24 protein-coding genes and 1 tRNA gene are annotated in these 26,552 nt (G+C 68.4%); 14 read left to right on the forward strand and 11 right to left on the reverse strand.

The genetic code is table 11. The features are described from left to right. The first annotated feature begins 65 nt into the window (after nucleotides 1-65). Entirely contained in the window at nucleotides 66-1,538 is a 1,473-nt protein-coding gene (locus tag ACH413_RS36150) for an NAD(P)/FAD-dependent oxidoreductase (RefSeq protein WP_360040215.1), read from the forward strand. On the opposite strand, the gene ACH413_RS36155 is transcribed toward ACH413_RS36150, so the two are convergent. Beyond that, complete coding sequence (locus ACH413_RS36155) at nucleotides 1,522-2,556, reverse strand: zinc-dependent alcohol dehydrogenase family protein (RefSeq protein ID WP_360040212.1); 1,035 nt, start codon at nucleotides 2,554-2,556, stop codon at nucleotides 1,522-1,524. The genes ACH413_RS36150 and ACH413_RS36155 overlap by 17 nt on opposite strands. Before the next feature lie 112 nt (nucleotides 2,557-2,668). On the opposite strand from ACH413_RS36155, the gene ACH413_RS36160 reads away from it, so the two are divergent. Both ACH413_RS36160 and ACH413_RS36165 read left to right on the forward strand, forming a co-directional pair. Beyond that, nucleotides 2,669-3,808: a carboxylesterase family protein gene (locus ACH413_RS36160; protein WP_360040209.1), complete on the forward strand. Its 1,140-nt coding sequence runs from the start codon at nucleotides 2,669-2,671 to the stop codon at nucleotides 3,806-3,808. After that, the gene (locus tag ACH413_RS36165) at nucleotides 3,805-4,545 is read left to right on the forward strand and encodes a class I SAM-dependent methyltransferase (RefSeq protein ID WP_360040206.1); all 741 of its coding nucleotides are present in this window, start codon (nucleotides 3,805-3,807) and stop codon (nucleotides 4,543-4,545) included. Before ACH413_RS36160 ends, ACH413_RS36165 begins: the two co-directional genes overlap by 4 nt. Here the strand turns inward: ACH413_RS36165 and ACH413_RS36170 are convergent. Then, nucleotides 4,532-6,169: an NPCBM/NEW2 domain-containing protein gene (locus ACH413_RS36170; protein WP_360040203.1), complete on the reverse strand. Its 1,638-nt coding sequence runs from the start codon at nucleotides 6,167-6,169 to the stop codon at nucleotides 4,532-4,534. The genes ACH413_RS36165 and ACH413_RS36170 overlap by 14 nt on opposite strands. A 20-nt stretch (nucleotides 6,170-6,189) precedes the next feature. Beyond that, a complete protein-coding gene (locus ACH413_RS36175; RefSeq protein ID WP_360040200.1) occupies nucleotides 6,190-8,349 on the reverse strand; it encodes a glycosyl hydrolase family 95 catalytic domain-containing protein in 2,160 nt (719 codons plus the stop codon). A gap of 325 nt (nucleotides 8,350-8,674) precedes the next feature. Here ACH413_RS36175 and ACH413_RS36180 point away from each other — a divergent pair, with 325 nt between their 5' ends. Continuing rightward, on the forward strand, nucleotides 8,675-9,319 hold the full coding sequence (locus ACH413_RS36180; protein ID WP_245822135.1) for a TetR/AcrR family transcriptional regulator: 645 nt from the start codon (nucleotides 8,675-8,677) through the stop codon (nucleotides 9,317-9,319). Here the strand turns inward: ACH413_RS36180 and ACH413_RS36185 are convergent. Next, nucleotides 9,316-9,537 (reverse strand): DUF3618 domain-containing protein, encoded by a 222-nt coding sequence (locus ACH413_RS36185; RefSeq protein WP_360040197.1) that lies wholly within the window; start codon nucleotides 9,535-9,537, stop codon nucleotides 9,316-9,318. The genes ACH413_RS36180 and ACH413_RS36185 overlap by 4 nt on opposite strands. Nucleotides 9,538-9,657: 120 nt before the next feature. Here ACH413_RS36185 and ACH413_RS36190 point away from each other — a divergent pair. Next, nucleotides 9,658-9,731 (forward strand) — tRNA-Leu (locus tag ACH413_RS36190). A gap of 14 nt (nucleotides 9,732-9,745) precedes the next feature. On the opposite strand, the gene ACH413_RS36195 is transcribed toward ACH413_RS36190, so the two are convergent. Next, complete coding sequence (locus tag ACH413_RS36195; RefSeq protein WP_360040194.1) at nucleotides 9,746-10,864, reverse strand: AAA family ATPase; 1,119 nt, start codon at nucleotides 10,862-10,864, stop codon at nucleotides 9,746-9,748. A 241-nt stretch (nucleotides 10,865-11,105) separates the two neighbouring features. Between ACH413_RS36195 and ACH413_RS36200 the strand changes: the two genes are divergently transcribed. Together ACH413_RS36200 and ACH413_RS36205 are read left to right on the forward strand one after the other, a co-directional pair. Further along, nucleotides 11,106-13,604 carry a glycoside hydrolase family 97 catalytic domain-containing protein gene (locus tag ACH413_RS36200; RefSeq protein ID WP_360040191.1) on the forward strand — a complete coding sequence of 833 codons (2,499 nt, stop codon included), beginning with the start codon at nucleotides 11,106-11,108 and terminating at the stop codon, nucleotides 13,602-13,604. A gap of 95 nt (nucleotides 13,605-13,699) precedes the next feature. Then, a complete protein-coding gene (locus tag ACH413_RS36205) occupies nucleotides 13,700-14,314 on the forward strand; it encodes a DedA family protein (protein WP_360040188.1) in 615 nt (204 codons plus the stop codon). Nucleotides 14,315-14,996: 682 nt separating this feature from the next. On the opposite strand, the gene ACH413_RS36210 is transcribed toward ACH413_RS36205, so the two are convergent. Continuing rightward, nucleotides 14,997-16,043 carry an FAD-dependent oxidoreductase gene (locus ACH413_RS36210; RefSeq protein ID WP_360040185.1) on the reverse strand — a complete coding sequence of 349 codons (1,047 nt, stop codon included), beginning with the start codon at nucleotides 16,041-16,043 and terminating at the stop codon, nucleotides 14,997-14,999. 94 nt (nucleotides 16,044-16,137) lie between these two features. Between ACH413_RS36210 and ACH413_RS36215 the strand changes: the two genes are divergently transcribed. The 6 genes from ACH413_RS36215 to ACH413_RS36240 all read left to right on the forward strand — a co-directional run bounded on the left by ACH413_RS36215 (nucleotide 16,138) and on the right by ACH413_RS36240 (nucleotide 22,753). Further along, nucleotides 16,138-16,872, forward strand: coding sequence for a hypothetical protein (locus tag ACH413_RS36215; protein WP_360040183.1), 735 nt, complete (start codon nucleotides 16,138-16,140; stop codon nucleotides 16,870-16,872). Between the two features lie 7 nt (nucleotides 16,873-16,879). Further along, nucleotides 16,880-17,908 carry an LLM class flavin-dependent oxidoreductase gene (locus ACH413_RS36220; RefSeq protein WP_360040180.1) on the forward strand — a complete coding sequence of 343 codons (1,029 nt, stop codon included), beginning with the start codon at nucleotides 16,880-16,882 and terminating at the stop codon, nucleotides 17,906-17,908. 338 nt (nucleotides 17,909-18,246) lie between these two features. Continuing rightward, the gene (locus ACH413_RS36225) at nucleotides 18,247-18,774 is read left to right on the forward strand and encodes a hypothetical protein (RefSeq protein ID WP_319978095.1); all 528 of its coding nucleotides are present in this window, start codon (nucleotides 18,247-18,249) and stop codon (nucleotides 18,772-18,774) included. Nucleotides 18,775-18,795: 21 nt separating this feature from the next. After that, complete coding sequence (gene bcp / locus ACH413_RS36230; protein ID WP_360040176.1) at nucleotides 18,796-19,263, forward strand: thioredoxin-dependent thiol peroxidase; 468 nt, start codon at nucleotides 18,796-18,798, stop codon at nucleotides 19,261-19,263. A 282-nt stretch (nucleotides 19,264-19,545) separates the two neighbouring features. Continuing rightward, the gene (locus ACH413_RS36235; protein ID WP_360040173.1) at nucleotides 19,546-19,884 is read left to right on the forward strand and encodes a multidrug efflux SMR transporter; all 339 of its coding nucleotides are present in this window, start codon (nucleotides 19,546-19,548) and stop codon (nucleotides 19,882-19,884) included. Nucleotides 19,885-19,894: 10 nt separating this feature from the next. Continuing rightward, nucleotides 19,895-22,753, forward strand: a complete 2,859-nt coding sequence (locus ACH413_RS36240; RefSeq protein WP_360040170.1) for an NACHT domain-containing protein — start codon at nucleotides 19,895-19,897, stop codon at nucleotides 22,751-22,753. On the opposite strand, the gene rdgB is transcribed toward ACH413_RS36240, so the two are convergent. Both rdgB and rph read right to left on the reverse strand, forming a co-directional pair. After that, nucleotides 22,750-23,349, reverse strand: coding sequence for an RdgB/HAM1 family non-canonical purine NTP pyrophosphatase (gene rdgB, locus ACH413_RS36245; protein WP_360040167.1), 600 nt, complete (start codon nucleotides 23,347-23,349; stop codon nucleotides 22,750-22,752). The genes ACH413_RS36240 and rdgB overlap by 4 nt on opposite strands. Then, complete coding sequence (gene rph / locus ACH413_RS36250) at nucleotides 23,346-24,110, reverse strand: ribonuclease PH (protein ID WP_360040164.1); 765 nt, start codon at nucleotides 24,108-24,110, stop codon at nucleotides 23,346-23,348. The genes rdgB and rph overlap by 4 nt, the downstream gene beginning before the upstream one ends. A 49-nt stretch (nucleotides 24,111-24,159) precedes the next feature. Here rph and ACH413_RS36255 point away from each other — a divergent pair, with 49 nt between their 5' ends. Further along, complete coding sequence (locus tag ACH413_RS36255) at nucleotides 24,160-24,654, forward strand: DUF2231 domain-containing protein (protein ID WP_360040161.1); 495 nt, start codon at nucleotides 24,160-24,162, stop codon at nucleotides 24,652-24,654. On the opposite strand, the gene ACH413_RS36260 is transcribed toward ACH413_RS36255, so the two are convergent. The 3 genes from ACH413_RS36260 to murI are packed head-to-tail and all read right to left on the reverse strand — an operon-like array spanning nucleotide 24,612 to nucleotide 26,543. Further along, nucleotides 24,612-25,028 carry an OsmC family protein gene (locus tag ACH413_RS36260; RefSeq protein ID WP_360040158.1) on the reverse strand — a complete coding sequence of 139 codons (417 nt, stop codon included), beginning with the start codon at nucleotides 25,026-25,028 and terminating at the stop codon, nucleotides 24,612-24,614. The genes ACH413_RS36255 and ACH413_RS36260 overlap by 43 nt on opposite strands. After that, the gene (locus tag ACH413_RS36265; RefSeq protein WP_360040155.1) at nucleotides 25,025-25,792 is read right to left on the reverse strand and encodes an MBL fold metallo-hydrolase; all 768 of its coding nucleotides are present in this window, start codon (nucleotides 25,790-25,792) and stop codon (nucleotides 25,025-25,027) included. Before ACH413_RS36265 ends, ACH413_RS36260 begins: the two co-directional genes overlap by 4 nt. Before the next feature lies 1 nt (nucleotide 25,793). Continuing rightward, nucleotides 25,794-26,543, reverse strand: a complete 750-nt coding sequence (gene murI, locus ACH413_RS36270) for a glutamate racemase (protein ID WP_360040328.1) — start codon at nucleotides 26,541-26,543, stop codon at nucleotides 25,794-25,796. Nucleotides 26,544-26,552 lie beyond the last annotated feature (9 nt).

The raw sequence follows: 26,552 nt of genomic DNA on the forward strand, positions 1-26,552 counted from the left end.
ACCGCTCGTAACTTACTCGGGGTAACCTACTGAGAAGTAGCCACCGCGAGCGGAGGGACTTCCCCATGCACCGAGAGACGAAAGTGCTCGTCATCGGCACCGGCTTCTCCGGCCTGGGCATGGCCATAGAGCTGAAGCGCCGCGGTGAGCACGACTTCGTGGTGCTGGAGAAGGCCGCCGACCTCGGTGGCACCTGGCGCGACAACTCCTACCCCGGCTGCGCGTGTGACGTGCCGTCGCACATGTACTCGTTCTCGTTCGAGATGAACCCCAGGTGGTCGCGGATGTTCGCGCGCCAGGGCGAGATCTTCGACTACCTGCAGCACGTCGCCGACAAGTACCGGCTGCGGCCGCACATCCGCTTCAACACCAAGGTCTCCGGCGCGCAGTGGGACGACGAGGCCAAGCGCTGGAACGTCACCACCGAGCAGGGCGACACCTACACCGCCCAGGCCCTGGTCGCGGGCGTCGGCGCGTTGCACATCCCGAACGTCCCCGAACTGCCGGGCATCGAGAACTTCAGCGGCAAGACGTTCCACAGCGCGCAGTGGGACCACGACCACGACCTGACCGGAAAGCGCGTCGCCGTCATCGGCACGGGCGCGTCCGCGATCCAGTTCGTGCCGAAGATCGCGAAGCAGGTCGCGTCGATGAAGATCTTCCAGCGCACGCCGCCGTGGATCATGCCCAAGGCCGACCGCGAGATCAACGGCTGGGAGCAGAAGCTGTTCCGCGCCCTGCCGTTCACGCAACGGCTCTACCGCGACTTCGTGTACTGGACGCGCGAGTCCTCAGCGCTGGGCTTCGCGGTGAACCCGAAGATCATGCAGTTCGCGCAGGGAATCGCGTTGCGGCACATGAAGAAGCAGGTGCCGGACCCGAAGCTCCGCCGCAAGCTCAAGCCCGACTACACCATGGGCTGCAAGCGCGTGCTGATCTCCAACGACTTCTACCCCGCACTGGGCAGTCCGAACGTCGACCTGGTGACGGACAAGGTCTCCGAGGTGCGCGAGAAGTCCATCGTGGACAGTTCGGGCGTCGAGCACGAGGTCGACGTCATCATCTACGGCACCGGGTTCCACGTCGTCGACTCGTTCGACTACCTGGACATCCAGGGCAAGGGCGGCGTCGACCTCGCGAAGCAGTGGCGTCAACAGGGCATCGAGACCTACTACGGCATCACGGTCTCGGGGTTCCCCAACCTGTTCTTCCTGCTGGGCCCCAACACCGGACTCGGGCACAACTCGGTCGTGTTCATGATCGAGTCGCAGATCCGGTACATCTCGCAGTGCCTCCAGCTCCTCGACACACACCGCGCAGCGGAGCTGGACGTGCGGCTGGAGGCCCAGCAGGAGTTCAACCAGGAGATCCAGCAGAAGCTCACCAAGGGCGTCTGGACCCAGGGCGGCTGCAAGAGCTGGTACCTCGACGCGCAGGGCGTGAACCGCACCGTGTGGCCGGGATTCACCTGGCGGTACTGGATGCGGACCAAGCGCGTGCGCGCCGAGGACTACGTGCTGACTACGGCTGCACGATGACCTTCAGGGCGGTCCGCTCGTCCATCGCCTGGTAGCCCGAGGCGACGTCGTCGAGCGAGACCGTCCGGTCGAACACGGGTCCGGGGTCGATCCGGCCGGCGAGCACGTCGGCCAGCAGCTCCGGCAGGTAGGCCCGCGCGGGCGCGACGCCGCCGCCGATGGCGATGTTGCGCCCGAACAACTTGCCGAGCGGCAGGCCCTTCATCTCGTGCGGCACGCCGACGTACCCGATCCGGCCGCCGTCGCGCACGATGCCCATCGCGGTCTCCCACGACTGCTCGGTGCCGACGCACTCCAGCACGGCCGACGCGCCGAGGCCGCCGGTCATCTCCTTGATGCGCTCGATCGCGGCGTCACCGCGTTCGGCGACCTGGTCCGTGGCACCGAAGAGCGACGCGATCTTCGCCCGGTCCTCGTGGCGGCCCATCGCGATGATCCGCTCGGCACCGAGGCGCTTGGCCGCGAGCACGCCGCACAGGCCCACCGCGCCGTCACCGACGACCGCGACCGTGCTGCCGGGACCGACGCCCGCGCCCATGGCCGCGTGGTGACCGGTGCCCATGACGTCGGACAGGCTCAGGAACGCGGGCAGCAGTGACGCCGGCGCGTCCGCGGGAACCCTCACCAGCGTGCCGTCGGCCTGCGGCACGCGCACGGCCTCGCCCTGACCGCCGTCGCTGCCCTTGCTGCCCCAGAACCCGCCGGCGCGGCACGACGTCTGCAGGCCGGCCTGGCAGTACGCGCAGGTGCCGTCGCTCCACACGAACGGCGCGATGACGCGGTCACCGACCTGGACGCTCTTCACGTCCCCGCCGACCTCCTCGACGATGCCGAGGAACTCGTGCCCGATCCGCTGCCCGTCCTCGCGCTTGGCCACGCCGCGGTACGCCCACAGGTCGCTGCCGCAGATGCAGGCGAGCTCGACCCGGACGACGACGTCGGTGGCCTCCTTGATCGCGGCGTCCGGCACCTCCTCAACACGGATGTCGCGAGTGCCGTAGATCGTCGTAGCCCGCACCTGGAGCCCTCCTCTTGTCTCGTTGCTCAACCGTTACATGGTCCTCCTATGTAGCCGTTCCCGCCGAATCGAGACGCTGTGCAATTGGTTACGCGTGCTTAGGATCGGTGCCGTGGCGATCACTGAAGGTCTCGTACGAGCTCGTGGTGTCCGATATGCGACTGCTTCCCGGTTCGCCGCGCCGGAGCCGTCCAAGTGGGACGGTGTGATCGACTCCGGCGAGCGTGGTCCCGCCTGTCCGCAGCCACCGTCCGCACTGGCCGCGCTGGTCGGCAGTTCCGTCGACGGCCTGACGTTCGACGAGCACTGCCACGTGCTGTCCGTCACCGCGCCCGCCGGCGCGTCCGGTCTGCCGGTGATGGTCTGGTTCCACGGCGGCGCCTACGTGACCGGCAGCGGCGAGTCGACGAAGTACGACGCCGGTCTGCTGGCCTCCGAAGGCGTTGTGGTGGTCAGCGTCAGCTACCGCCTCGGCGTTTTCGGTTACCTGCGGGACGACCTGGGCCTGCTCGACCAGCTCACCGCGTTGCGCTGGGTCCGGGACAACATCGCCGCGTTCGGTGGTGATCCGGCGAACGTGACCGCGTTCGGACAGTCCGCGGGCGCCGACTCCGTGTACGCGCTGATGCTCACCGACACCGAGAACCTCTTCCACCGGGCGATCCTGCAGAGCGCGCCGCTGGGCACCCGCAGCCCCGAACGGCCGGAGATGACGGCCGCGCTGCGTGCGTCGATCTCGGTCGACGCCACGACCTCTGTGGACGACGTGCTGGCGGCCCAGGCCGCCGCCGTGGTCGCGATGGGACCGAGGTTCGCCCCGTCCGGCGGCATGCCGTTCGCCCCGACGCTGGACGAGATCGACCTCGCCGCGGCGGCGTCCCGCGTCGAACTGCTCGTCGGGCACACGGCCGACGACGGCAGCCCGTACGTGCCGAGCCGTGAGCACTGGGCAGCCGTGACCGAACTGATCTTCGCCCTTGGTGCCCGTGAACTGGCACGGGACTGGACGGCGGCGGGTGGGCAGGCCGCGACCTACCTCTTCCGGTGGGCGCCCGCCGACGCCCCCATGGGCTCGTGCCACTGCATGGAGCTGCCGTTCCTGTTCGACCCGGACGGCTGGATCGGCGCGGGCATGCTGGTGGGGCAGGAGCCGGACGCCGAGCTGGCGAAGACCATCCGGAGCACGTGGGCGGGTTTCGCGCGAAACGGGATGGACGCGCTGCCGTCCCGGTCGCTTGAATTCGGCGGGTGACCGATCGCGAGCGTTTGCGCACCACGTTCGGCGAGGACGCGGCCCGCTACCACCGGGCCCGTCCCACCTATCCCCCGCAGCTGTTCGAACGCCTGAACGGCCCGCGAATCCTGGAGATCGCGCCGGGCACCGGTCAGGCGACGCTGCCGTTGACCGCGCTGGGCGACGTGACGGCGGTGGAGCTGAGCCCTGAGCTGGCCGCTGTCGCCCGGTCCCACGCGCCCGCCGCCCACGTGGTCGTGGCGGACTTCGACGACTGGACGTTGCCCGCGACCCCGTTCGACCTCGTGGTGTGCGCGACGGCGTTCCACTGGCTCGATCCGCACACCCGCATGGCCCGGTGCGCCGCCGCGTTGCGTCCCGGCGGTGTGCTGGCGGTGATCTCTACGCACCACATCGCGGGCGGGACCGAGCGGTTCTTCGTGGACGTGCAGGAGATCTACGAGCGCTGGGACCCCGCCACGCCGCCGAACCTGCGGCAGTCCCCCGCGTCGGGCATCCCCTGCGAGTTCGACGAGAGCGCGCTCTTCGACGAGCCCGAGTTCCACCGGTACGAGTGGGAGCAGGCCTACGACACCGAGGCGTACGTGGACCTGCTCCTCACATATTCGAACCACATCGCGCTGCCTGCGCGCGATCAGCTGATCGCCGACATCACGTCGTTGATCGACACACGGCACGGCGGCCGGGTCGTGAAGCGGTACATGACCCAGCTGGCCGTGGCTACGCGCAGGTGATGCGCGGCGAGGCCCAGTCGCCGTGGTCGGAGTTGATGCCGTCACCGGCGTCGGTCAGCACCAGCCGCAGGTTCTCGGCGTCGGTGAGCGACGCGGTGAGCTTCTTCGCCGCGTCGGTGCCGGTGAGCCTGCCGGAGTCCGCGACCTTCACGTCGTCCGCGAACACCTGGAAGACCACCGATCCCTTGCCGGCGGCCACCTCGTCGTCGACCCCGACGTCCACCGACAGCGTGGAACACCTGCGGCCCAGGTAGAAGTCGATCGTCCCGGCCGCGTGCGCCCCGAAGCCGCGCGCGTGCGTGACTCCGTTGATCGTGATCGTCCTGCCGTCACCGGCGGCCTGGTTGCCGACGGATCTGTCGATCTCGACGGGACCCCAGCCGTTGGTCGACGACGACGCCTCGAACGCGGACAGGTCAGTGGTGCCGGCCGGAGGAGTCGGGCGCGGGCCGTCCCCCTTCGAGACGCGGTAGATCACCGTGGCGAGCGAGGGAACCGAGGCCGAGATCGTGCCGGTCGTGGTGCGCGTCGACTTGGTCCAGAGGTCCTTCAGCACCGCCGGACCGGACATGCCGATCTCCGAGAGCGACGTCGAGATCGTCTGCGTGGAGCCGGACTTGTTGAACAGCGCCACGGCCTTGTCCCCGTTGGCGAGCGGCTTCACGATCACGTCGACACCAGACTTTCCGGTGGTGCGGATCCGCTTGCCCTGCACGCCCAACCGATCCTGGTCGACCGCGATGACGTCCTTGTTCTCCAGGATCGTGAACGTGTCGGCGGAGACCTTGCGCAGGTCCGAGCCGATCAGCAACGGCGCCGCCATGATCGACCACAGCGAGAAGTGGCTGCGGTACTGCACGGCGCTCATCTTGCCGTTGCCGACTTCGAGCATGTCCGGGTCGTTCCAGTGCCCAGGACCGGCGTAGGAGTCCAGCACGACGTTCTTCTCGTAGATGTCCATCGTGCGCGGCCAGGTGTCGTTGATGTCGCCGGTGGTGCGCCAGAGGTGTCCGGTGTCCGACGCCCACTCCCACGGCTTGTTCTGGCCCCACTCGCACAGGCTGAACACGATCGGACGGCCGGTCTTCTTCAACGCGTCCCGCATCTTGCGGTAGCGCTGCTTCGCGTCGACGCCCTGGTTGTTGCAGTTGTCGTACTTCAGGTAGTCGACGCCCCAGCTCGCGAACTGCTGCGCGTCGGACTCCTCGTGGTCCAGGCCGCCGGGGAAGCCGTTGTCCTTGTTGCAGGTCTTGGTGCCGGCGCTGGTGTAGATGCCGAACTTCAGGCCCTTGGAGTGCACGTAGTCGGCGACGGCCTTGATTCCGTTGGGGAACCGCGTCCTGTTCGGCACGAGCTTGCCGGCGGAGTCGCGGGTCTTCTCGGCCCAGCAGTCGTCGATGTTGACGTACTCGTAGCCCGCGTCCTTCAGGCCCTTGTCGACGAAGATGTCGGCGATGCCCTTGACCATCGCCTCGTTGAACTCGGTGCGGCAGGCGGTGGTGTTCCAGTTGTTGAAGCCCATCGGCGGGGTCAGGGCGAGGCCGTCCGGCAACGCCTGCGCGGCGGGGACGACCAGGACCGCTCCGACCACTGTGGACAGCACGGTCAAGGCGATGGTGCGCATGGGGCTTTCCTTTCCGAGCATCACGCGGGAAGACCCCAGGGCTTGCCGGGGGTCGTGATGGCGACCGGCCGGACGGCCAGGCCGGGGCGGCGGCCCCTGGGGTGCACCAGGACTTCCTGCCCGCGGCGCAACGGGATCTCCAGCGTCCCGTCGCCGCGGTCGTGATGGCGGACCGGCGACGCCACAGTCACCGGTCCGTCGATGCCGTGCCGCAGCACCAGAGGCTCGCCCGCGCGGCTGCGGACCAGCACGAACTCTGTTCTGCCTCCGGAGCGGCTGGCCGTCACCGAGAACCCGCCCTCGGCCGAGTGGTCGGCGATCACGACGTCGGGCCAGGCGGACGGCACGGCGGGGAAGACCCGGACGATCCCGCCCCAGCTCTGGCACACGAAGTCGTGGATCGTCTGCGCGCCGGACAACGGGGTCTCCACGACCGGACCGGCCTCGGTGTACATGGTGTTCTCGAGCACCGGGTAGCGCTTGGTGGTGTCGAACATCTTCACGAAGTACGCGTAGGCCTCGTCGCCGCGGAACATGCGCGCGGCGATCGAGCCGGACCCGGAGTAGCTGTAGCCGCGGTGCGCGGGCTCCAGCGACATCCAGTGGTGCAACGACTTCTCGATCAGCTCGCGGTTCTCCGGCTGGTCCCAGTTCACCGTCATCAGCGGGAACGTCGCGAGCAGGTGCGAGAAGTGCCGGTGCGACACGGTGAACGGCACCCCGGCGCCGATCATGAACCCGTTGGCGTCGACCGGGTACGGGGTCAGGTCGCGCAGGACCTCACGCCACTTGGGTTCCAACGGGTCGTTGATCTTGAGCTTGGCCGCCGAGTCGATCAGCGTCTGGCAGCCCCAGCGGATCAGCTGCAGGTCGTAGTTGCAGTCGGGCGCGTCGCCGTACTCGGGTGAGGTGGTGACGTCGAGGTGGAGCCTGCCGTCGCTCCCCTTCCTGAGGAAGTGCAGGTAGTAGTTGATCGACCGGCGCAGCAGCGGGAACACGACGTCGGACAGGATCCGGGCGTCCATGCTGTGCCGGTAGGACAGCCAGACGTTGTGCAGCGCCCACGTCAGGTTGCCGAGCTCCTTGACGCCGGTGCCGCCCGTGCCCGGTTCGTACAGCGTGCCGGCGTTCGACGTCGTGCGGTCGGTGCTGCGGCCGACGCCCGCCGAGTCGTGCCGGTACTGCTCCTTGACGTTGCGGACGAGCTGGTCCTGGCTGTCCTTCAGCGTGCTGGCGATCGAGTCCAGTTCCAGGTGGTTCGAGCCGTGGATCAGCCAGTACTCCAGCTGCACGTTGAGGTTCCACCAGGCCGCCGCCCACGGCGTCCTCTCGAGCCACGGGCCGGTCGTCGCCATCACCGGGCTCCCGGCGCGCGAACCGGACGCGACCTTGTAGAGCTGGATCCAGTAGAACGACTGCAGCCGCTGGTCGCCGAACGACAGGAAGCTCTTGCGGTAGAAGTCGTTCCACCACTTGCGGTGCGCCATCGTCAGTCGTCCGCCGAGCACCGCGGCCTCGCGCACGGCCGTCAGCACGGTCTTGTCGGCGACGGCCTCGGGGTATGTGTGCGCGACCGACAGCAGCACCCGTTGCGTGCGGCCGTGGGTGATCAACCGGAAAGCGGTTGCCGTCTGCCCGCCCGCGTTGAGCGCCTGCGTCACCAGCGTCTCGCGGCCGGCCGCCGCCGTCACCGGGCCCGGGTTGCGGACGTACCCCTCCGGCAGCGGGTCGAAGTCCGCGCGAGGCGGAATCGCCTGGCTGGGAACGAACTCCAGCACCGGCTTCTCGGCGCCGGTCGCGGTGACGTTCAGCGAGAGCACCGAGCGTTCGGAGTGGACGTAGGCCGCGAACGTGATCACGCCGAGCGACGTGGTCACGGTTCCACGCAGCTCCGCGTTCCACAGGTCGAGGCGCCAGTCGACGGCCGTGACGGTGCCGGCCGCCGTCATCTTCAGGTTTCCGACAGGAAGCCGGCAGACCCCGAACTGGCTTCCGCCGCTCGTGCGGTGATCCTGCACGTCGGCGTGCTGCACGGTGAATCTGACGACGTTCTCCTCGGCGTAGACGACGCTGCCGAGGCGCCCGTCACCGAGGAACGGAGCCTGTCCGTACCGGGTCGGAGGTTTTTTCCACACCAGATCCTGCGCGCCGACAAAAGCTTCCCAGTCGCGTTTCGACATGCCGTCGCAGGCGAAGACCTCCGATGGCCCGGTCTCTTTCCCGGTCGCCACCCCCGACTGACCCAGCAGGACCGCTGCCGTGGTTCCTCCGAGGAAACCCCTTCTACCCAAGACCATTGACCACTCCTCGCCCGCGCATGACAACTGCTCACGTTCAGCTGCGCGGCGAGGCAGCTCGGTCCAGACCACTCGAAAGGTAGGAGTTCTGGGGCACATCGCGCAAGACCCAACCAACCGCAACACGATGCAACAACCGGGTGCTGCTCACCCTGCGACATGGGTAAGACGCCTAGGATGTGCCGCCAAAGGGGCGGGGAGGACACGCATGAGCCGTGCCCTGTACGAGGAGGTGGCCATGGCCGTGTCGACAACGGCGTTCAACGAGGGCAGGGTCCCCCAGCGGGGGCGTCCTCGCGACGCCAGCAGGGACGACGCTTTACGTCAGGCAGCGCTCGAGGTGATGGCCGAGGTCGGGTACCGGGCCCTCACCATGGACGCCGTCGCGGCCCGTGCGAGAGCGGGCAAGGCGACGATCTACCGGCGCTGGGAGTCGAAGCTCGATCTCGTGATCGACACGTGCACCCAGCTCGCCACGCAGAACCTCGCGGCACCGGACACCGGCTCACTGGCCGGAGACCTGCGCGAGTTCCTCTCGTCGTTCGCCGCGTTCCTGTCGGGACCGATCGGCAAGGCCGCCCAGGCACTCGTGGGCGAGCTTCCCCACGAGCCCGAGCTGGCGGCGGCGTTCCGGGAGACGTTCCTGATCTCCCAGCGCGACGTGCTGCGCGGCATCCTGGACCGGGCCGCCGAACGGGGCGAGCTCAAGGCCGACGCCCCGCGCGGCATGGCGGTGGAGATCGCGGGCGCGGCCCTGATCTACCGGCTGATGCTGACCGGGGACCCGCTCGACGAACCGTTCGTGGAGAAGGTCGTCGAGCAGGTGCTCCTGCCGTTGGTGCGGGTTTCCTAGCGGAAGAGCTTGCGGACCAGCGCGAAGCCGACCACGACGCCGACCGCGATCAAGGTGTACTTGACCTTGGGCTGACTCAGCACGTCGAGCACGGACGACTTGCCCTGCTCGACGAGCTTCTGCGGGTTGGCGCGCTCGCCCAGCTCGTCCAGGGTGGCGGCCAGCGCGGTGCGAGCCTGCTCGATCTCGCGCTGAATGGTCTCGGGATCGCGAGCCACATGTCCTCCTAGCAGCGGTTCTACTCGCAACCGTAGTGGACGGTCGGTGGCGCGGCTTCGTGCGACCCTGGTCAGACCCGAGAGAGCGAGTCCACGAACGGCCGATAGGCTTCCCTGCGAGGGGTCGTAGCCCAATTGGCAGAGGCACTGGGTTTAGGTCCCAGCCAGTGGGGGTTCGAGTCCCCCCGACCTCATTGAACAGCGGTTTCTAGTGGTTCGCCGCGGGGGCTGGCCCGCGGCGAACCACCTTCAAGTTAGCCGCTGAACCACCGGGTACATCCCCAGCGAACTGCTCCGCGAGTCGTTCCTTGCCGTACAGCCGAACAGACTCCAACTGCTCGAACCGGCCGGCCGCGGTGAACGTCAGAAGCGACTTGGCCACGAGCGCCGACAGCACCACCAGCACCCGGTCCGAGGGCAGGTCGCAGGCCTGGACCGCGACGTCGAGCCCGAAGCCGCGAGGGCCCTGCGAGATGCACCGGAACACGTGCTGCTCGTCGGCACTCAGGTGGTCGTAGCTCCAGCCGATCGCGGCACGCAGGCTCTGATGACGTTCGGCGGCGGTGCGGTTGCCGCGGTTGAGCAGTTCCAGGCGGTCGTCCAGCCGCGCCAGAAGCTCCTTGACGGGCAACACGGTCACCAGCCGTGCCGCGAGTTCGATCGCCAGCGGGAGGCAGTCCAGGCGTGCGCACAGAGCGGCCAGCACGTCCCTGTCGCCGAGCCGCAGGCCCACCTGGTTCGCGCTGGCGCGGTCGATGAACAGCTCCACCGCGTTCGTGATCGACAACGGCGGCACCGCGACCAGCACCTCGCCCGGCACCCGCAGCGGTTCGCGGCTGGTCGCGATGACCGTGAGGCCGGGGCAGCCGAGCAGCAACGGCTCCAGCAGCGCCGCGCACTCCGCCGCGACGTGCTCGCAGTTGTCCAGCACCAGAAGCGTCTTGCGGTCCGCCAGCGCGCGCACCAGCGTGCTCAGGCCGGGCTCTCCGGTCGCCTCGCCGAGCGCCGCCGCGCACGCCCGTGCCACGTCCGTCGCCGAGGCGAGCTCGACCAGCGTCGCCCGGCTGCCGACGAACTCCTTGATCAGCCTGGTCTTCCCGACGCCGGCCGCGCCGACGAGCGTCAGCATGCGCGTGTCGGTGAGCCCGGTGAGACGGAGCAGTTCGGCGTCGCGGCCGATGAAACTGTCCAGTGCCATCACGGGTTCGTTGACGCGCTGCCGGTAGGCCCGTTGCCGGCAGGCGTTCGAGCAGTACCGCGCGTGTCTGCGCCGGGAGGTGGCGGTCGCGGTGCCGCAGATCGCACACGTCCCCACCTGGTCAGCCATCGAAGTCCATCGTAGTCAAACGATTAACCGCCGGAAAGGCCTTACCGCCGGGTTGTGGACCAATGGCCCTCGACCGCGTATACATCGGATGTGTCGCCGCCGCGACCTACGTCTGAGGGGACTGGTCATGCGGTTGTCCACCGTGCGATGGCACGCGGCGGGAGCGCTCGTCATCGCACTGACAGCGAGCGTCACAACTCCAACAGCAGCAGCACATATCGATCCCTGGCCGAAAGCTGTCGTGACGCTGTCGAACGGCGTCCCCACCCTGTCCGTGAGCCGTGGCGGCACCACAGTGCTGGAACCGAGCCCGCTGGGCGTGGTGACGGAAAGAGCGGATCTTTCGGCCGGCCTCCGGCTGACGGGCCGGACCTCGCGACGCGTGGTCGAGCACTACACGGCGTCGTCCGGGAAGCAACGGCAGCGCACAGTGGTCCACGAAGAAGAGCGGTACTCGTTTATCGGCGCGGCCCGTTTGGATCTTGTCGTGCGGACCGCCGCCGACGGTGTGGCCTATCGGTACGAACTGCCGGCCGGACTGGGCAACGTGTTGCGCGAGACTTCGGCGTTCCGCATTCCGGCCGCCGCCACCGCGTGGATCGCGAAGTACCGGCGTGACTACGAAAACCCGTTCGTGCAGACGAACGCGGCCGCCGCGGAGACCGCCGACTACCTGCATCCGGCACTGTTCGAGACGAACGGTGCGTACTCGCTGCTCACCGAGTCCTCTGTGGACGGACGGCACTCCGGCGCGCATCTCGCGCACACGGCCGGTTCCGGTGTGTACTCGGTCAAGTACTGGGACGAGCAGGTCGCGGTGGACGGACCGTGGCAGTCGCCGTGGCGCACCGCTGTCGTCGGTTCGCTGGCGGACGTGTCGGCGTCGACCCTCGTGGACGACCTGGCGCCCCGGTCGAAGGTGCGCGACACGTCGTGGATCAAGCCCGGCAAGGTGTTCTGGAGCTGGCTCGCCGGTGGCCGCGAAGCTGGTCAGAGCCTCGCGATGCAGAAGCAGTACGTGGACTACGCGGCGGCGCACGGCTGGCCGTACGCGCTGGTCGACGCGGGCTGGTACTTCGACCCGAACTGGGACTACGACCCGTCGTGGGAGCAGACTTCGTGGATTCCCTCGCTGGTCTCCTATGCCGCCGCACGGGGCGTGAAGATCCATCTCTGGGTGCACTACGACGAACTGGACACGCCCGCGGAGAGCGCGACCCGGCTGGCGTTGTTCGAACGGTGGGGAATCGCGGGCGTGAAGATCGACTTCATGGACTCCGACGGCCAGGACCGCTACCGCTGGTACGACCGGATTCTCGCCGAGACCGCCGCACACCGTCTACTCGTGAACTTCCACGGTTCGACGATCCCGCACGGCATTCACCGCACGTGGCCGCACGTAATGACGATGGAAGCCGTGCACGGCGGCGAGAAGTCCTCAGGCCTGACAGGACAGCACCTGACCGCCTTGCCGTTCACGCGCGGTGTCGTCGGAGGCATGGACTACACGCCTTTGGCTTGGCACCGTCCTTCCCGCACCACGTCCGACGCGCACGAGCTGGCGTTGACCGTGATCTACGAGTCGGGTCTCGCGAACCTCGCCGGGAGGCCGGAGGACTACGCCGCGCGGCCCGTCGCCGAACGTTTCGTCGACCAGGTGCCGACCGCGTGGGACGAGACGCGGCTGCTGTCCGGACGTCCCGCGGATCACTCGGTGTTCGCGCGGCGGTCCGGCGACCGGTGGTTCATCGGCGGTGGGTACTCCGGTGCCGCACGGGCCGTGTCGGTGCCTTTCTCACTGCCTTCCGGCCGCTGGCTGGTGGAAATCACGCGGGACGGTCCTGCGGGGCTCGTGCGCGAGTCACGGACCGTGCGCGCCGGCGACACGCTGACGTTGGACGTGGCCGCCAACGGAGGTTTCGCGGCCATCGCTTGCCGGGCCGGGTCTTCCACGTGTGAGCGTCCGGTGTCGGCGGTGCCGTCGACTTCGGTGTCGGCTTCTGCCCGTGGGTTCACGGTGACCGGGCTGTTCACGACCCGCTCGGACGTGCGCGGGGTGACGTTGGCGCCGCGTGTGCCCGCGGGATGGTCGGTTCTCGGAAACCCGGTCACGGCAAGGGTTGTGCGTCCCGGGCAGGCCTTGTCCGGCACCTGGACCGTCGTTCCGCCTGCTTCGCCCTCGTCCTACGGCTACTTCGACATCCCCGTCGTGGCGTCGTTCAACTCGGGGGTGGAGTCGGAGAAGACCGCGCGGGTGCACCTGGTCCGGCCACTTCCGGACGGCTGGTCGTACGTGTCGGACCGGCCGTGGACGTCGGCCGTCGGCGGTGACGGCCCGGTGGAGAAGGACCTGACGAACGGTGGCACCGCAGCCGGTGACGGCCGTGGCATCGCTCTGCGCCGCGTGACCTATGGCAAGGGCCTCGGCACACACGCGTCGTCCGAGATCACATACGCACTGGACGCCCGCTGCACCGCGTTCGCCGCCTCGGTCGGTGTCGACGACGAGGCCGGTCTGGACGTGGCCCGCCAGCGCGTGGGCGGCACCGTCGCGTTCCAGGTGCTCGGCGACGGCGTGGTGCTGACCGGCACGGACGTGCTCGGCGTGCGTTCCCCTGCCCGCGACCTGGCCGTGGACGTGACCAGCGTGAGGACTCTCACCCTGCGGGTTCTGGACGGTGGTGACGGCACGCAGAACGACCACGCTTCTTGGGCGGACGCAAGGATTCGCTGCGCCTAGTGGTTTCTCCCTGAGGTCGGGGTGGGGTTTCCCCCACCCCAACCTTGCGGTTTACCCCAATGTCCCCACCCTCGCCCGTCCGTAACTTGGACAACATGAACTTGGTCGACTGGGTCACCGACCTGATGCACACGGCCGGCGCACCCGGAGCGGCTTTGGCGATCGCGCTGGAGAACCTGTTCCCGCCGCTGCCCAGCGAGGTCTTCCTGCCCCTGGCCGGCTTCACCGCGGCCCAGGGCAAGATGTCGCTGCTCGACGCCATCCTCTGGACCACGTTCGGATCCGTCGCGGGCGCGGTCCTGCTGTACTGGATCGGCGCCGCGCTGGGCCGCGACCGGGTGCGCCGCATCGCCTCCCGCATGCCGCTGGTCCGGGTGTCCGATGTGGACAGGACAGAGGCCTGGTTCCTGCGCAACGGCTACCGCGCGGTCTTCTTCGGCCGGATGATCCCGGTCTTCCGCAGCCTGATCTCGATCCCGGCGGGCGTCGAACGCATGCGATTAGCACCGTTCCTCGCCTACACCGCCGCAGGCAGCCTGCTGTGGAACACGGCGCTGATCCTCGCGGGCTACCTGCTGGGCGACAACTGGCACCTGGTCGAGCAGTACGTGGGCATCGGCTCGAAGGTGGTCCTGGGCCTCGCCGTGGTGGCCGTGGTGATCTTCGTGGTCACCCGGCTGTCGAAGAAGCGCACCAACTCCCGCGCCTAGGAGGCACCGCGCCGAGCCGCCCACACGCCTACAACCCGTCGGGCAGGCCACGTCCGTCCAGCCTCACCGAGCCGCCATCCGTACAAAGACGCCAAGCCGGCCACGCCCGCAAGGCCCCCGCGTTCGCCACGCCGCTAAGCCTGGCGGGCGCATCATGCCTCATCGCCGCACGGCAAGCCCGTCAGCCGCACAGCAAGCCCGTCAGCCCACCGACCCGACAACCCACGGCACACCAACCGACCAACCCGGCGGGCCCGCCGGGCCCGCCGGGCCATCAACCCACCGGCCCATCAACGCACCGGCCGACAAGCCACCGGCCCACCAATCCACCAACCGCTAACCCACCGGCTCGCCTGCACACTCGGCTCGCCTGCACACCGGCCCGCCATCCAGCCAGCCGCCCACCGGCCAGCCAACCCAGCGGCAGCCAGCCCCGCAAGCCGAGCGGCAGCCAGCCCTGCGAGCCCAGCGGCAGCCAGCTCACCGGCCCGCCAACCCCAGGCCCACCGGTCCCTCAATCCCGCCAGCCCCATCAACCCACCGGCCAGCCAACCCAGCGGCAGCCAGCCCCGCGAGCCCAGCGCGGTCCCCCACCCCCAAAGGCGCATCCGCACCGCGCCGCCAACCCCGTCACCGTCAAGCCACACCCGGAGCCACAAGCCGCCCGCGATCCGGTGGTGGCTCAGTTCGCGACCTTCAGCCCATCCAGATGGCCCATCAGCTCCCGGACAGCACTGCGACCGGCCCGGTTCGCCCCGATCGTGCTGGCCGACGGCCCGTACCCCACGAGGTGGATCCGCGGATCGGACACCACACGGGTCCCGTCCACCTGAATCCCGCCACCAGAAGCCCTCAAATGCAGCGGGGCGAGGTGGTCCAGATCGTGCCGGAACCCGGTGGCCCACAGGATGACGTCGGCGTCGAAGCGCTCCCCGGAAGCCCATTCGACACCGGAAGGCGTGAGCCGCTCGAACATCGGCCTGCGGTCCAGCACCCCGGACGCGATGGCGGCGCGGGTCTGGTCGGTCAGCGCCAGCCCGGTGACGCTGACAACGCTGCGCGGGATCAGTCCCGCCCGGACGCGTTCCTCGACCATGCCGACCACCCAGCGGCCGTAGTCCTCGGTGAACGGGCCCTCCCGCCACACCGGTTCGTGCCGCGTGACCCAGCGGGTCTCCGCAGCGAAGGGAGCGAGTTCCATGAGCAACTGCGTGGCCGACGCACCGCCACCCACGACCACGACGCGCTTGCCGGAGAACTCGGCGGGGCCCTGGTAGTCGGCGGTGTGGAGCTGGCGGCCCTGGAACGTCTCCTGGCCCGGGTAGTACGGCCAGAACGGGCGGCGCCACGTGCCGGTCGCGTTGATCAGGCCGCGCGTGGTCCAGACGCCGTCCGACGTCTCGACCTTGAGCAGCGCGCCGTCGTTCACGACCTGGGTGACGTTCACCGGGCGGACGACAGGCAGGTCGTAGAGCTGTTCGTAGCGGGCGAAGTAGGACGGGATGGCCTCGTTCGCGCGTTCGTCGGGTGCGGGCTGCTCGAACGGCATGCCGGGCAGTTCGTGGATGCCGTGCACGGTCCGCATGCGCAGGCTCGGCCACCGGTGCAGCCAGGCACCGCCGGGCGAGTCGTTCGCGTCCAGCACCACGTGCTCGACGCCGCGCCGCTGCAAGAAGTACGAGGCGGACAGGCCCGCCTGTCCCGCGCCGATCACCACCACGTCCGTCACATCTCGGTCAACGGAAGGAGGCCGCCGGTTCTTCTCACCTGTGAGCTACAAAACATCGGGCAAAAGGTTCGGGCGACCGTTACCTTCCGGCAGCGTGCACCTACTTCTGACGATGGCGCTGCTCGCGGCGCCCGTTCCCACCACGACGGCCTCCTACGCGGTCTACGACCGGATCACGCACACGTTGACCGGCCGCGACGTGCACAAGCCGATCAGATCCGCCTCGCTGGTGAAGATCCTGATCGCGATCGAACAGCTGGAGACGCGCGGCGACGACCCGCGCATCGAACCGATGCTGCGCGTCAGCGACGACAACGCGGCGAGCGAACTGTGGGTGGAGAACGGCTGGGACCAGCTGGTCGTGCGCACAGCCGAGCGGTTGAAGCTCAAGGACACGCGGCCGCCGGAGAACCGCGGCAAGTGGGGCTACACGGCCGTGAGCGCCTATGACGTCGTGAAGATCTACCGCTACCTGCTGGAGGACGCGAAGCCGAAGGTGCGGCACACGATCATGGGTCACCTGCAGCGGGCGGAGAAGTGCGCGGCGGACGGGTTCGACCAGTCGTTCGGGCTGCCGTCGGCCACGTGGCGGCCCGCGTTCAAGCAGGGCTGGTCGGGGTTCGGCGACCCGACGAAGCCGTGCGTCGACAGGCCGCGCCCGCGCATCCAGTGGGAGCTGGACACGAAGTCGCCTGCGCTGCACACGTCCGGAACGTGCCTGTTCAGCATCGTCGTGGTGCTGACGCTGCACCCCGAGGGCACCACCTACGAGAAGGCGGCGAAACGAGTTACCCAGCTCACGGAAGAAGTGACCAAGCATCGGTGTTGATCGATGCATGAGCCGTCTGAGTGAGATCCCGCTGTCCGTACTCGACCTCGCGCCCATCACGTCGGGGTCGGACGCGACGACCGCGCTGCGGAACTCGCGGGAACTCGCTCAGCAGGCCGAACGCCTCGGCTACACGCGCTACTGGTTCGCCGAGCACCACAACATGCCCGGCATCGCCTCGTCCGCGCCGGCCGTGCTGATCGGGCACATCGCGGACGCCACGTCGACGATCCGCGTGGGCTCCGGCGGCGTCATGCTGCCCAACCACGCGCCACTCGTGGTCGCCGAGCAGTTCGGCATGCTCGAAGCGCTGCACCCCGGCCGCATCGACCTCGGCATCGGCCGCGCACCCGGCACCGACCAGAAGACGGCGCGGGCGCTGCGGCGCACCGAGGCAGGTCTGTCCGCGGAGAACTTCCCGCAGGAGCTGACCGAGCTGATCAAGTACTTCGAGGGCACCGCGGACCTCAACGCCGTGCCCGCCGCGGGCAACAAGCCGCCGATCTGGCTGCTCGGCTCGTCGGGCTACAGCGCGCAGGCCGCGGGTCTGCTGGGCCTGCCGTTCGCGTTCGCCCACCACTTCAGCGCCCAGAACACGCTGCCGGCGCTGGAGCTGTACCGGCGGCACTTCCGGCCGTCCGAGGTCCTGCAGGAGCCCTACGCGATGGTGTGCGCCTCGGTGATCGTCGCCGACACCGACGAACACGCCCGGTACATCGCGGGCCCGGGAGCGCTCTCATTCGTGCGGCTGCGCCAGGGCAGCCCGGCGCCGCTCGCCACGCCGCAGGAGGCCGCGGACTACCCGTACACCGAGATCGACGAGCTGGTGATCGAGGACCGCATGTCCAGCCAGATCATCGGGTCCCCCTCAACGGTCCGTTCCGGGCTGGACGAGTTGATGGAGTCGACGGCGGCCGACGAGCTCATGGTGACGACCATCGTGCACGGGCACGAAGACCGCCTTCGTTCGTTCGAACTCCTCAGCGAGGTGGCCGAACGGACGCCGTCGCTGGGCCGTTCAGCCGCACATACGTGAGTCGGTCAGGCGTGACCTTCACGTTTTGTACGACTGACGCTGGTCTGAACGGGTGATAAACGGCTCCGCTTGTAGCGCGTGGCACACAGTGGGCGATGATCGGTATGAGCGCGCACGCCCCCCGACGCGCTCCCTAGCATCACCAGCGACCTCGGTCGCATCGGACGGCGTGGGGCCGGCGCACTGTGTGGCGCCGCCCACGCCGCCCATTACGAGTCGGCCACGTCCCGGCACCAGGTCCGCTTCAGAGGCCACTTTCGTTCGCACTTCCCTCTTCGGCACCGTCACAGTTGACGTGAGTCGCTCACACCCACCGCCGGGGTGGGAAAGGGGAGTTCGTGAAGTTCGCCAAATCGGCCGCGGGCCTGTGCCTGTTGCTGGCCGTGGCGGGATGTGCGGGCCCCAGTGTCGCCGTCACCCCCAACGAGAACCTGACTGTCGAGCAGCGAGCTGAGACGCCCAGCGCGTCCGGTGCCGCCGCGTTCGGCACGCAACGCGTGTGGGCCTCGGGCCTGTCCGTCGTGGTGTCCGCTCCCCGCTCCCTCGCGCCGTCCGCGACGGCGATCCCCCCGGCCAAGCGCACGGCGGTCTTCACGATCACCGTCTACAACGGCTCCAAGTCGCCCTACCGCTCGTCCCAGCTCGCCGTGCGCGCACTGGCGGACGGCCAGCCGGCCGCCGAGCTCGTCGACTCGGTGCAGGGCCTCAACGGCCTCGCCGCCGCCGTCGCCGAACTCCCACCAGGCCGCGACACCCAGCTCCAGCTGGCGTTCGCGGTACCGGAGTCGGCCGTGCGGATGGAACTGACGATCCAGCCGGGCGGACAGGGCCAGGACGCGCCCACCGTCTTCGAGGGCCAGGCGTAGTCCCCCGAATAGGCTCGGGGCATGACCAGTCGTCTCGAACCTGGTGACACGGCGCCCGCGTTCACGCTGCCCGACAGCGAGGGCAAGCCGGTGTCCCTGTCCGACTACCTCGGCAAGTCCGTGGTCGTGTACTTCTACCCGGCCGCGAGCACCCCGGGCTGCACCAAGCAGGCCTGCGACTTCCGCGACAACCTCGGAGTCCTCGCCGACTCCGGCTACGAGGTCGTCGGCATCTCGCCGGACAAGCAGGAGAAGCTCGCGAAGTTCCGCGACGCCGAAGGCCTGACCTTCCCGCTGCTGGGCGACCCGGACAAGAAGGTCCTCACCGAGTGGGGCGCCTTCGGCGAAAAGCAGAACTACGGCCGCACCGTCCAGGGCGTGATCCGCTCGACGTTCCTCGTCGGCCCCGACGGCAAGATCGTCAAGGCCATGTACAACGTCCGCGCCACCGGCCACGTGGCCAAGCTCCTGCGCGAACTCCCCGCCTGACCTTTCACCACACCTGAGGCCGCCGTCGCTTTGTTGCGACGGCGGCCCTTTTTTCAGGTATGTTGGACCGGAGGGCGCGCAACAATGCCGCCCCTGTTCCGGTGAGGGTGATACACCGTGTGTCGTTTGACGGCACCTAACGGCCCCGACATCCCGTCTGATTTCATCTTGCGAGTCCACTTCCCCACGCGCGGCGGCTGACCAGGCCTTTCGCCTGCCTGTCACCCGTTCTCTTCAACACGCACGCCTAGCGCTGCGTGCATTTCGTGCTGGGAAAATTCAATGCTCAAGTGGATCCTGCTAGCCCTCGCCGTGGGCGCGGAAGTCTTCGCGACCCTCTGCCTCAAATACTCGGACGGCTTCACAAAACCCTGGCCCACAGCAGGCCTGGGCGTCGGCTTCCTAACGGCCCTCTACCTGGAATCGCAGGTGATCAGAATGGGCGTACCCGTCGCCATCACCTACGCCATCTGGGCAGGCGCAGGCATAGCCCTGGTGGCCATCACCAGCCGAGTCCTCTTCTCCGACCCTCTGAACCTGGCCATGCTCGCCGGCATGGCCTTGATCGCCGCCGGCGTCTGCGTCGTGTCGGTGGCCTCCCACGCCCAGGCGGCCGTCTAATCTCGTTTGGGTGGGCTTAGAAATCGAGGCCGTCTCCAAACTCGGCCAGTCAGTAGCGCTCAGAGCCGCCAAGGAGTGGCTCGCCAGCAACACCGACGAGCGCACCGCGTCCCTGACCGAACTGGCCGCGGCCGAACTCTCGAGGCCCACCCAACGAGCCAAGCTCGACACCCTGATCCAACACATCGGCCACCAGGTCGCCGAGCAACTGGAGACGGCCCTCGAGCGCTACTCCGGCGACGACATCGCGTCCTCCCTCTCCGCAGTGGAGGAAGCGATGTCGTCCATCGACCTGTCCGACTCCGCCCTGCTGGCCGACGACGCGGATCCTGAAGTCCTTGCCCAACGCATCCGCCGCTCACTGCCCCGCATTGACCAGGATCGCTGCTACGAGCTCGCTTTGGACCAGTCGTGCCGCTACGTCGTCCAAATCATCAGGAACCTGCCGTCCTTCCAGCCACGCACATTGGCCGAAGTCCTCTCTCACGCGACGGCTCAGGCCGCGGTGCTCGACGATGTCCTCTCCCGCCTCCCCCGCACCTCTCTCTACGCTTCACAAGGCACCGACAACGACGACGAGTTTCGCCACGAGTACCTGCACTACGTCGGCGCCGCCCTCGACCGTCTCGAACTACTCGGCCTGGCCATGAAGGATCGTCCCCGCCTCGCGCTGAGCGTCGCCTACCTGAGCCTCACCGTGACAGGCGAGAAACGCCAGCGCGACAGCTGGTTCGCCGATCCAGACCAGCACGCCTACTCGGGCATGCGCGTCGAGTCGGCGTTGGTCAAACGGACCTACGTCCGCGGAGACGCGGGCTCGGGCAAGACGACGCTGCTCGACTGGCTCGCCGTCACCGCGGCCCGGAGCGGGTTCACCGGCAGACTGCAGAGGTGGAACGGCATGGTGCCGTTCCCGATCCGGTTACGTGCCTATGCCAACGATCAACTGCCGACCAAGCCGGAGGAACTCGTCACCGGCTGGCTGGCCGGGATAATGCCTGCAGGCTGGGCCCACCGCGTTCTCCGGTCAGGCAAAGGTCTCTTGCTCATCGATGGCGTCGACGAGGTACCACCAGAGAAGCGTCCGAAAGTCCGGGAATGGCTTCGTGAACTCTTGCGGACCTTCCCCGATTCACAGGTGGTGGTAACCGCCCGTCCAGCCGCCACGGATGAAGAGTGGTTGGCAAAACTGAACTTCTCCACGGTCTCGCTGGAGCAGATGAGTCCCGGCGCCGTAAAGGTGTTCTTGCGACGCTGGCACGAAGCGGCCGAGGCGCCCGAGGAAGTCCAGCGACGTCTCGTCACCCAACTCGAAAACCGGCAACACCTGCAGGGCTTGGCCTCTTCTCCGTTGCTGTGCGCGATGTTGTGCGCGCTGAACCTGAACAGAGTCTCCGAACTGCCGCAGAGTCGCATGGAGGTGTACGCCGCTGCCCTCACAATGCTCCTCGATCTGAGGGACGCCGAACGCGGCATTTCTCGTATTCTGACCGCATCGGACAAGACCGTCTTACTGCGGGACCTGGCCTGGCGTCTCACTCTGGGCGGCTTGTCACGGCTGCCAACAGCCAAAGTTCACGAACACGTGACGCGCAAGATTCGCTCGATGCCGAATGTCGACGAGAAACCTGAGGTAGTCGTCGCACACCTGCTGGAACGCAGTGGTGTCATCCGCGAACCAGTCCAGGGCCAGGTCGACTTCGTACACAGGACCTTCCAGGAATACCTGGCCGGCGAGGAGGCGATGCAGGACGGTCAGGTCGAAACGCTGGTGGCACACGCCCATCAGGACTCGTGGACGCAGACGATCGTGCTGGCATGCGGGCATGGCCAGCGGTCGCAGGTGAACGAACTCCTCACCTCCCTCCTCGACCTTGCCGACCGGAAGCCGGAGAACGCCCGCCGACTTCATCTGGTGGCAGCAGCGTGCCTGGAAACCGTCCGAGATGTCGATCCAAACGTGTACGACCGGATTGACACGATCGTCAGAGACCAACTCGTACCACCGCGAAACGCGGAAGAGACCGCATCGCTCGCGACTATCGGCTACCGAGTGCTCCGCTATCTTCCGGCCACGCTCGATGAGCTCCCTGATTCCGTGGCTGTGGAGGCGGTGCGTAGCGCAGCACTGGTCGCATCGCGCGAGGCCATGACCACACTCGCCGGATATGCATGCGACCCACGAGTCCAGGACGAGCTACTGGAAGCGTGGCAGAGTTTCGACGTTCGACGATATGCAGAGGAAGTCCTGGCTGATGCACCACTGCACGATGGAATCGCCAGAATCGAATCGACGCGGCTACTTCCGCATCTGAGCCATCTCCGGCATCTGACCGGCGTGGACATCTGGCTGCCACCAAGCGAGTCGCTGTCGAGCATGAGAATTATCGAGGGCCTACCGCGACTGGTGTACCTCTATGCGTGGGTGTCAGGTGAGATCGACCTGGGTTCTCTGGAACGCACGGCACCGCGAAGGATCTATCTGACGGGCGCCCGGCGCTACACGAGCACTGAGAAGCTGCCGGAGGTCCCCTCGCTTGGGCTCTACCAGGCCGAACCGTGGCAAGATCTCGGCTTTCTCCGAGGCAGGTCCATACAGAGTCTGCATCTGAGCAAAGTGGCACCCGCTTGCGACTTGAGCGCGCTCACCGAAATGACAGGCCTGGTGAGCTTGTACTGCCAAGGCTGGAATGCCGCTGAGGTCATCTCGCAACTACCAGCGCTTGAGAGGCTCGCACTCACCGGTTCTGGACTGATCGACGTGCGCCCGCTGCGCGACCGGTCACTGACGCTGCGGCTGAGTCGGCGCAGTACCTACGTCGGGGTCGACGAACTCGGCCCCGACGTCAAGGTCGAATGGGTTGGCTAGGCCAGCTTGCGCAGGTGCGGCACGAGAAGCTTCAGGGCGCGGCCCCGGTGGGACTCCGCGTCCTTCTCCTCCGCCGTCATCTCCGCTGAGGTGACCTCGTAACCCTCCGGCACGAAGATCGGGTCGTAGCCGAAGCCGTTGGTGCCACGACGAGCCCGCAGCAACGTGCCGCGCCACTCGCCACGAACAACGACCTCTTCGCCACCGGGAACAACGAGAGCGACCACCGAGACGAAAGCCGCGCCACGACGCTCATCGGGAACGTCGCCGAGCTGGCCCAACAGCAGGTCCAGGTTGGCGTCGTCGTCGCCGTGACGGCCGGACCAGCGAGCAGACAGCACGCCAGGCATGCCGTTCAGCTCGTCCACGGCGAGCCCGGAGTCGTCGGCCACGGACACGAGCCCCGTGGCCGCGGCGGCGTCGCGGGCCTTGGCCAGCGCGTTGCCCTCGAAGTCCGGCGCGGTCTCGGGGGCCTCCGGGAACTCGGGCACGTCGGCAAGCGACAGCACCTCGATGCCTGTGAGGTCCTCCGAGACCACGATGCGCTGGAGTTCGCGGAGCTTCTTCGCGTTGCGGGAAGCCAGCAGGAGCTTCATCGCTTGCTCGCCTTGGGCTCCGGCAGGATGCCGGGGTAGGGCAGAGCGAGCGCCTCGGCCTGCAGGCGGTTGAGCTCGGCGCAGCCCTGGAGGGCGATGTCGAGCATGCGGTCCAAAGTGGAGCGGGCGAACGTCGCGCCCTCGCCGGTGCCCTGGACCTCGATCAACGTGCCCGCGTCGGTGGCGACGACGTTCATGTCGACCTCCGCGCGCGAGTCCTCCTCGTACGGCAGGTCCAGGCGGACGCGGCCGTCGACCACGCCTACGGAGATGGCGGACACCGCGCACGACAGGGGTGACGGGTCGGCCAGACGGCCTGCCGCGCCCAGGTACGTCACCGCGTCGGCCAGTGCCACGTAGGCGCCGGTGATCGCGGCGGTACGGGTGCCGCCGTCTGCCTGGATGACGTCGCAGTCGATGACGATGGTGTTCTCGCCCAGGGCGGCGAGGTCGATGCAGGCTCGGAGGGAGCGGCCGATCAGGCGCGAGATCTCGTGCGTGCGGCCGCCGATGCGGCCCTTCACGGACTCGCGGTCGCTGCGGCTGTGCGTGGCCGAGGGGAGCATCGCGTACTCGGCGGTCACCCAGCCGAGGCCGGAGCCCTGGCGCCACCGGGGGACGCCTTCGGTGACACTCGCGGCGCACAGCACGCGGGTGTTCCCGAACTCGATCAGGACCGAGCCCGCGGGCCAGGTCTGATATCCACGCGTGATCCGGATGTCACGCAACACGTCGTCGTTTCGGCCGTCGGTTCGCACCACGGCGCCTACCCTAATGAACCCTGCGGAGCGCCATGGCGTAGGGAGAGACATGCTGACGATCGACGGTATTCCGCTTCACCCGTTGCTGGTGCACGCGGTGGTCGTGCTGTTGCCTCTCGCGGCGCTCAGCGCGGTCGCGATCGCGCTGGTCCCGGCCTGGCGGCGGCGATACGCGTGGCCCGTTCTCGGGGTCACGCTGGCCGGTGTCGCGGCGGTTCCGCTGGCCAAGCAGGCCGGCGAGGACTTCCAGGCCGCGCTCGCGAAGAACGGCGTGCAGAACCCCGCCATCCAGACCCACGCGGACCTCGGCACGATGCTGCTGCCCATCGCTCTCGGGTTCGGCGTCGCGGTGATCGTGCTGCTGGTCGCGGGACGGCTGGCCGACCGCGAACGCCAGGCGGAGGCACCCACCACGAAGACGTGGCGGGTGATCTCAGTCGTGGTGTCCGTGCTGGTCGTGCTGCTCGCGGTCGGCACGACGGTGCAGACCGTGCGGGCAGGTCACAGCGGTTCGGAGGCGGTCTGGAAGGGCGCCGGGAGCTGAAGCGGCGACGTCGCCGACTGCTTCAACGTCCGCGTGACCGTGCAGAACTGCTCCACGGCGCGCCGGACGACGGTCTCGAGCGCCTCCGGGTCGTCCACGGCGGACAGGTCGTACGAGAGCGTCACCGGGATGGAGATCACCTCGTTGCCGCTCTCGGACTGCACCGCGTCCGCCTCCGCTGTCAGCTGATCGCCGCCTGTTCGCCGCAGGATCACCGTCTCCGACGTCACCATCGCGCAGCCCGCGGCGGCCGCGACCAGCAGTTCCACCGGGCTGAACGAGCCCTCCTGGCCCTTTCGCCCGATCCGCACCGACGCGCCGCGCCCGTTGGAAGCGACGAACTCGTGCTCGCCGACGCGCTCCAGGTTGATCATGTCCGCTCCCCCACCTCGTACCGGCCGCCCTGCACGACCAGCTCACTCGGCCCGCCGAACGCGGACCGCGCCTCGGCCAGCACGTCCTCGCGCGACGTCCACGGCGGCACGTGCGTGATCAGCAACCGCCCGGCGCCCGCTCGCGCGGCCAGCTCCCCCGCCTCGCGCCCGGACAGGTGCAGGCCGGGCTGCCGGTCCGCGGCGTGCGTCCAGCTCGCCTCGCTCAGCAGCACGTCGACGCCGGACGCCAGCGAGTCCAAAGCGGGACACGGCCCGCTGTCCCCGGTGTAGGCCAGCGACACGCCGCCGAAGGAGATCCGGAACCCGTAGGCCTCGCAAGGATGTGCGACCACGGCCGAGTCCACTGTGAACGGTCCGATCCGGACCGTCGAGCCCAGGCCGCGGAACGAGAACACGTCGCTGAAGTCCAGTGACGACCGCTCGGCCTCGTTCGGCGCGTAGGCCGCGATGAACCGCGAGTGCGCCTCTGCGGGCGCGTAGACCGGCAACGGTCCGGACGGCGGCAGCGGATGGTACTTCCTTGCCACGTAAAGAGAAGACACGTCGACGCAGTGGTCGGGATGCAGGTGTGAGAGCACCAAAGCGTCCATCGAGAACAGCGACCGCTCCTCCTGGAACCGCGACAGCACGCCGTTGCCGAACTCCAGCGCCAGCGTGAACCCGTCGGCTTCCAGCAGGTACCCCGACGCCGCCGCACCGGGCCCGGGAATGCTGCCGGAGCAGCCGAGGACGGTCAGCAGCACATCAGCCCCACTGTTCGAAGGTCGGCAGGAACCTGGCGGCGAGCTTCGCGAACCGCTCGGGCGGACCGGTGCACGTCACCCGGTGCAGAGCAGGCTCGGAGGCGAACTCGTCTCGCTCGGTCAGCAGCCGCACGACGTCCTTCACCGTCTCCTCGGCGCTCGACACCAGGGTCACGTGCTCGCCCATGACGATCTGGATCACGCCGGTCAGCAACGGGTAGTGCGTGCAGCCGAGCACGACCGTGTCGACCTCGGCGCGCTGCAACGGTTCCAGGTAGGCCTGCGCCAGCCCGAGCACCTGCCGCCCCGAGGTGATGCCCCGTTCCACGAAGTCGACGAACCGCGGGCACGCCGCCGCCGTCACCGTCACGTCGCGCGCCGCCTGGAACGCGTCCTGGTAGGCGTGCGAGTTGATCGTGCCGAGCGTCGCGATCACGCCGACGCGGCCGCTGTGGGTCGTCCGGACCGCACGGCGCACAGCGGGAAGGATCACCTCGACCACCGGCACGTCGTAGCGCTCACGGGCGTCGCGGAAGCAGGCGGCGGACGCGGTGTTGCACGCGATCACCAGCATCTTCGCGCCCTCGTCCACGAGCCGGTCGCAGATCTCCAGGGCGTGCTTGCGCGCCTGCGCGATGGGTAGCGGCCCGTAGGGACCGTTCGCCGTGTCGCCGATGTAGTGGATCGACTCGCCCGGCAACTGGTCCATGATCGCGCGGGCGACCGTCAGGCCGCCGACGCCCGAGTCCATGATCCCGAT

It is taken from the genome of Lentzea sp. NPDC020367 (assembly GCF_044387305.1).
GTDB lineage: Bacteria > Actinomycetota > Actinomycetes > Mycobacteriales > Pseudonocardiaceae > Lentzea.

What these genes read in the sequence shown, in the direction of transcription:
- ACH413_RS36150 (WP_360040215.1), top strand. Translation starts at nt 66, where the DNA reads ATGCACCGAGAGACGAAAGTGCTCGTCATCGGCACCGGCTTCTCCGGC.
- ACH413_RS36170 (WP_360040203.1), bottom strand. Translation starts at nt 6,169, where the DNA reads ATGCGCACCATCGCCTTGACCGTGCTGTCCACAGTGGTCGGAGCGGTC.
- ACH413_RS36175 (WP_360040200.1), bottom strand. Translation starts at nt 8,349, where the DNA reads ATGTCGAAACGCGACTGGGAAGCTTTTGTCGGCGCGCAGGATCTGGTG.
- ACH413_RS36180 (WP_245822135.1), top strand. Translation starts at nt 8,675, where the DNA reads ATGAGCCGTGCCCTGTACGAGGAGGTGGCCATGGCCGTGTCGACAACG.
- ACH413_RS36195 (WP_360040194.1), bottom strand. Translation starts at nt 10,864, where the DNA reads ATGGCTGACCAGGTGGGGACGTGTGCGATCTGCGGCACCGCGACCGCC.
- ACH413_RS36205 (WP_360040188.1), top strand. Translation starts at nt 13,700, where the DNA reads ATGAACTTGGTCGACTGGGTCACCGACCTGATGCACACGGCCGGCGCA.
- ACH413_RS36220 (WP_360040180.1), top strand. Translation starts at nt 16,880, where the DNA reads ATGAGCCGTCTGAGTGAGATCCCGCTGTCCGTACTCGACCTCGCGCCC.
- bcp (WP_360040176.1), top strand. Translation starts at nt 18,796, where the DNA reads ATGACCAGTCGTCTCGAACCTGGTGACACGGCGCCCGCGTTCACGCTG.
- ACH413_RS36235 (WP_360040173.1), top strand. Translation starts at nt 19,546, where the DNA reads ATGCTCAAGTGGATCCTGCTAGCCCTCGCCGTGGGCGCGGAAGTCTTC.
- rdgB (WP_360040167.1), bottom strand. Translation starts at nt 23,349, where the DNA reads ATGAAGCTCCTGCTGGCTTCCCGCAACGCGAAGAAGCTCCGCGAACTC.
- ACH413_RS36255 (WP_360040161.1), top strand. Translation starts at nt 24,160, where the DNA reads ATGCTGACGATCGACGGTATTCCGCTTCACCCGTTGCTGGTGCACGCG.
- ACH413_RS36260 (WP_360040158.1), bottom strand. Translation starts at nt 25,028, where the DNA reads ATGATCAACCTGGAGCGCGTCGGCGAGCACGAGTTCGTCGCTTCCAAC.
- murI (WP_360040328.1), bottom strand. Translation starts at nt 26,543, where the DNA reads ATGGACTCGGGCGTCGGCGGCCTGACGGTCGCCCGCGCGATCATGGAC.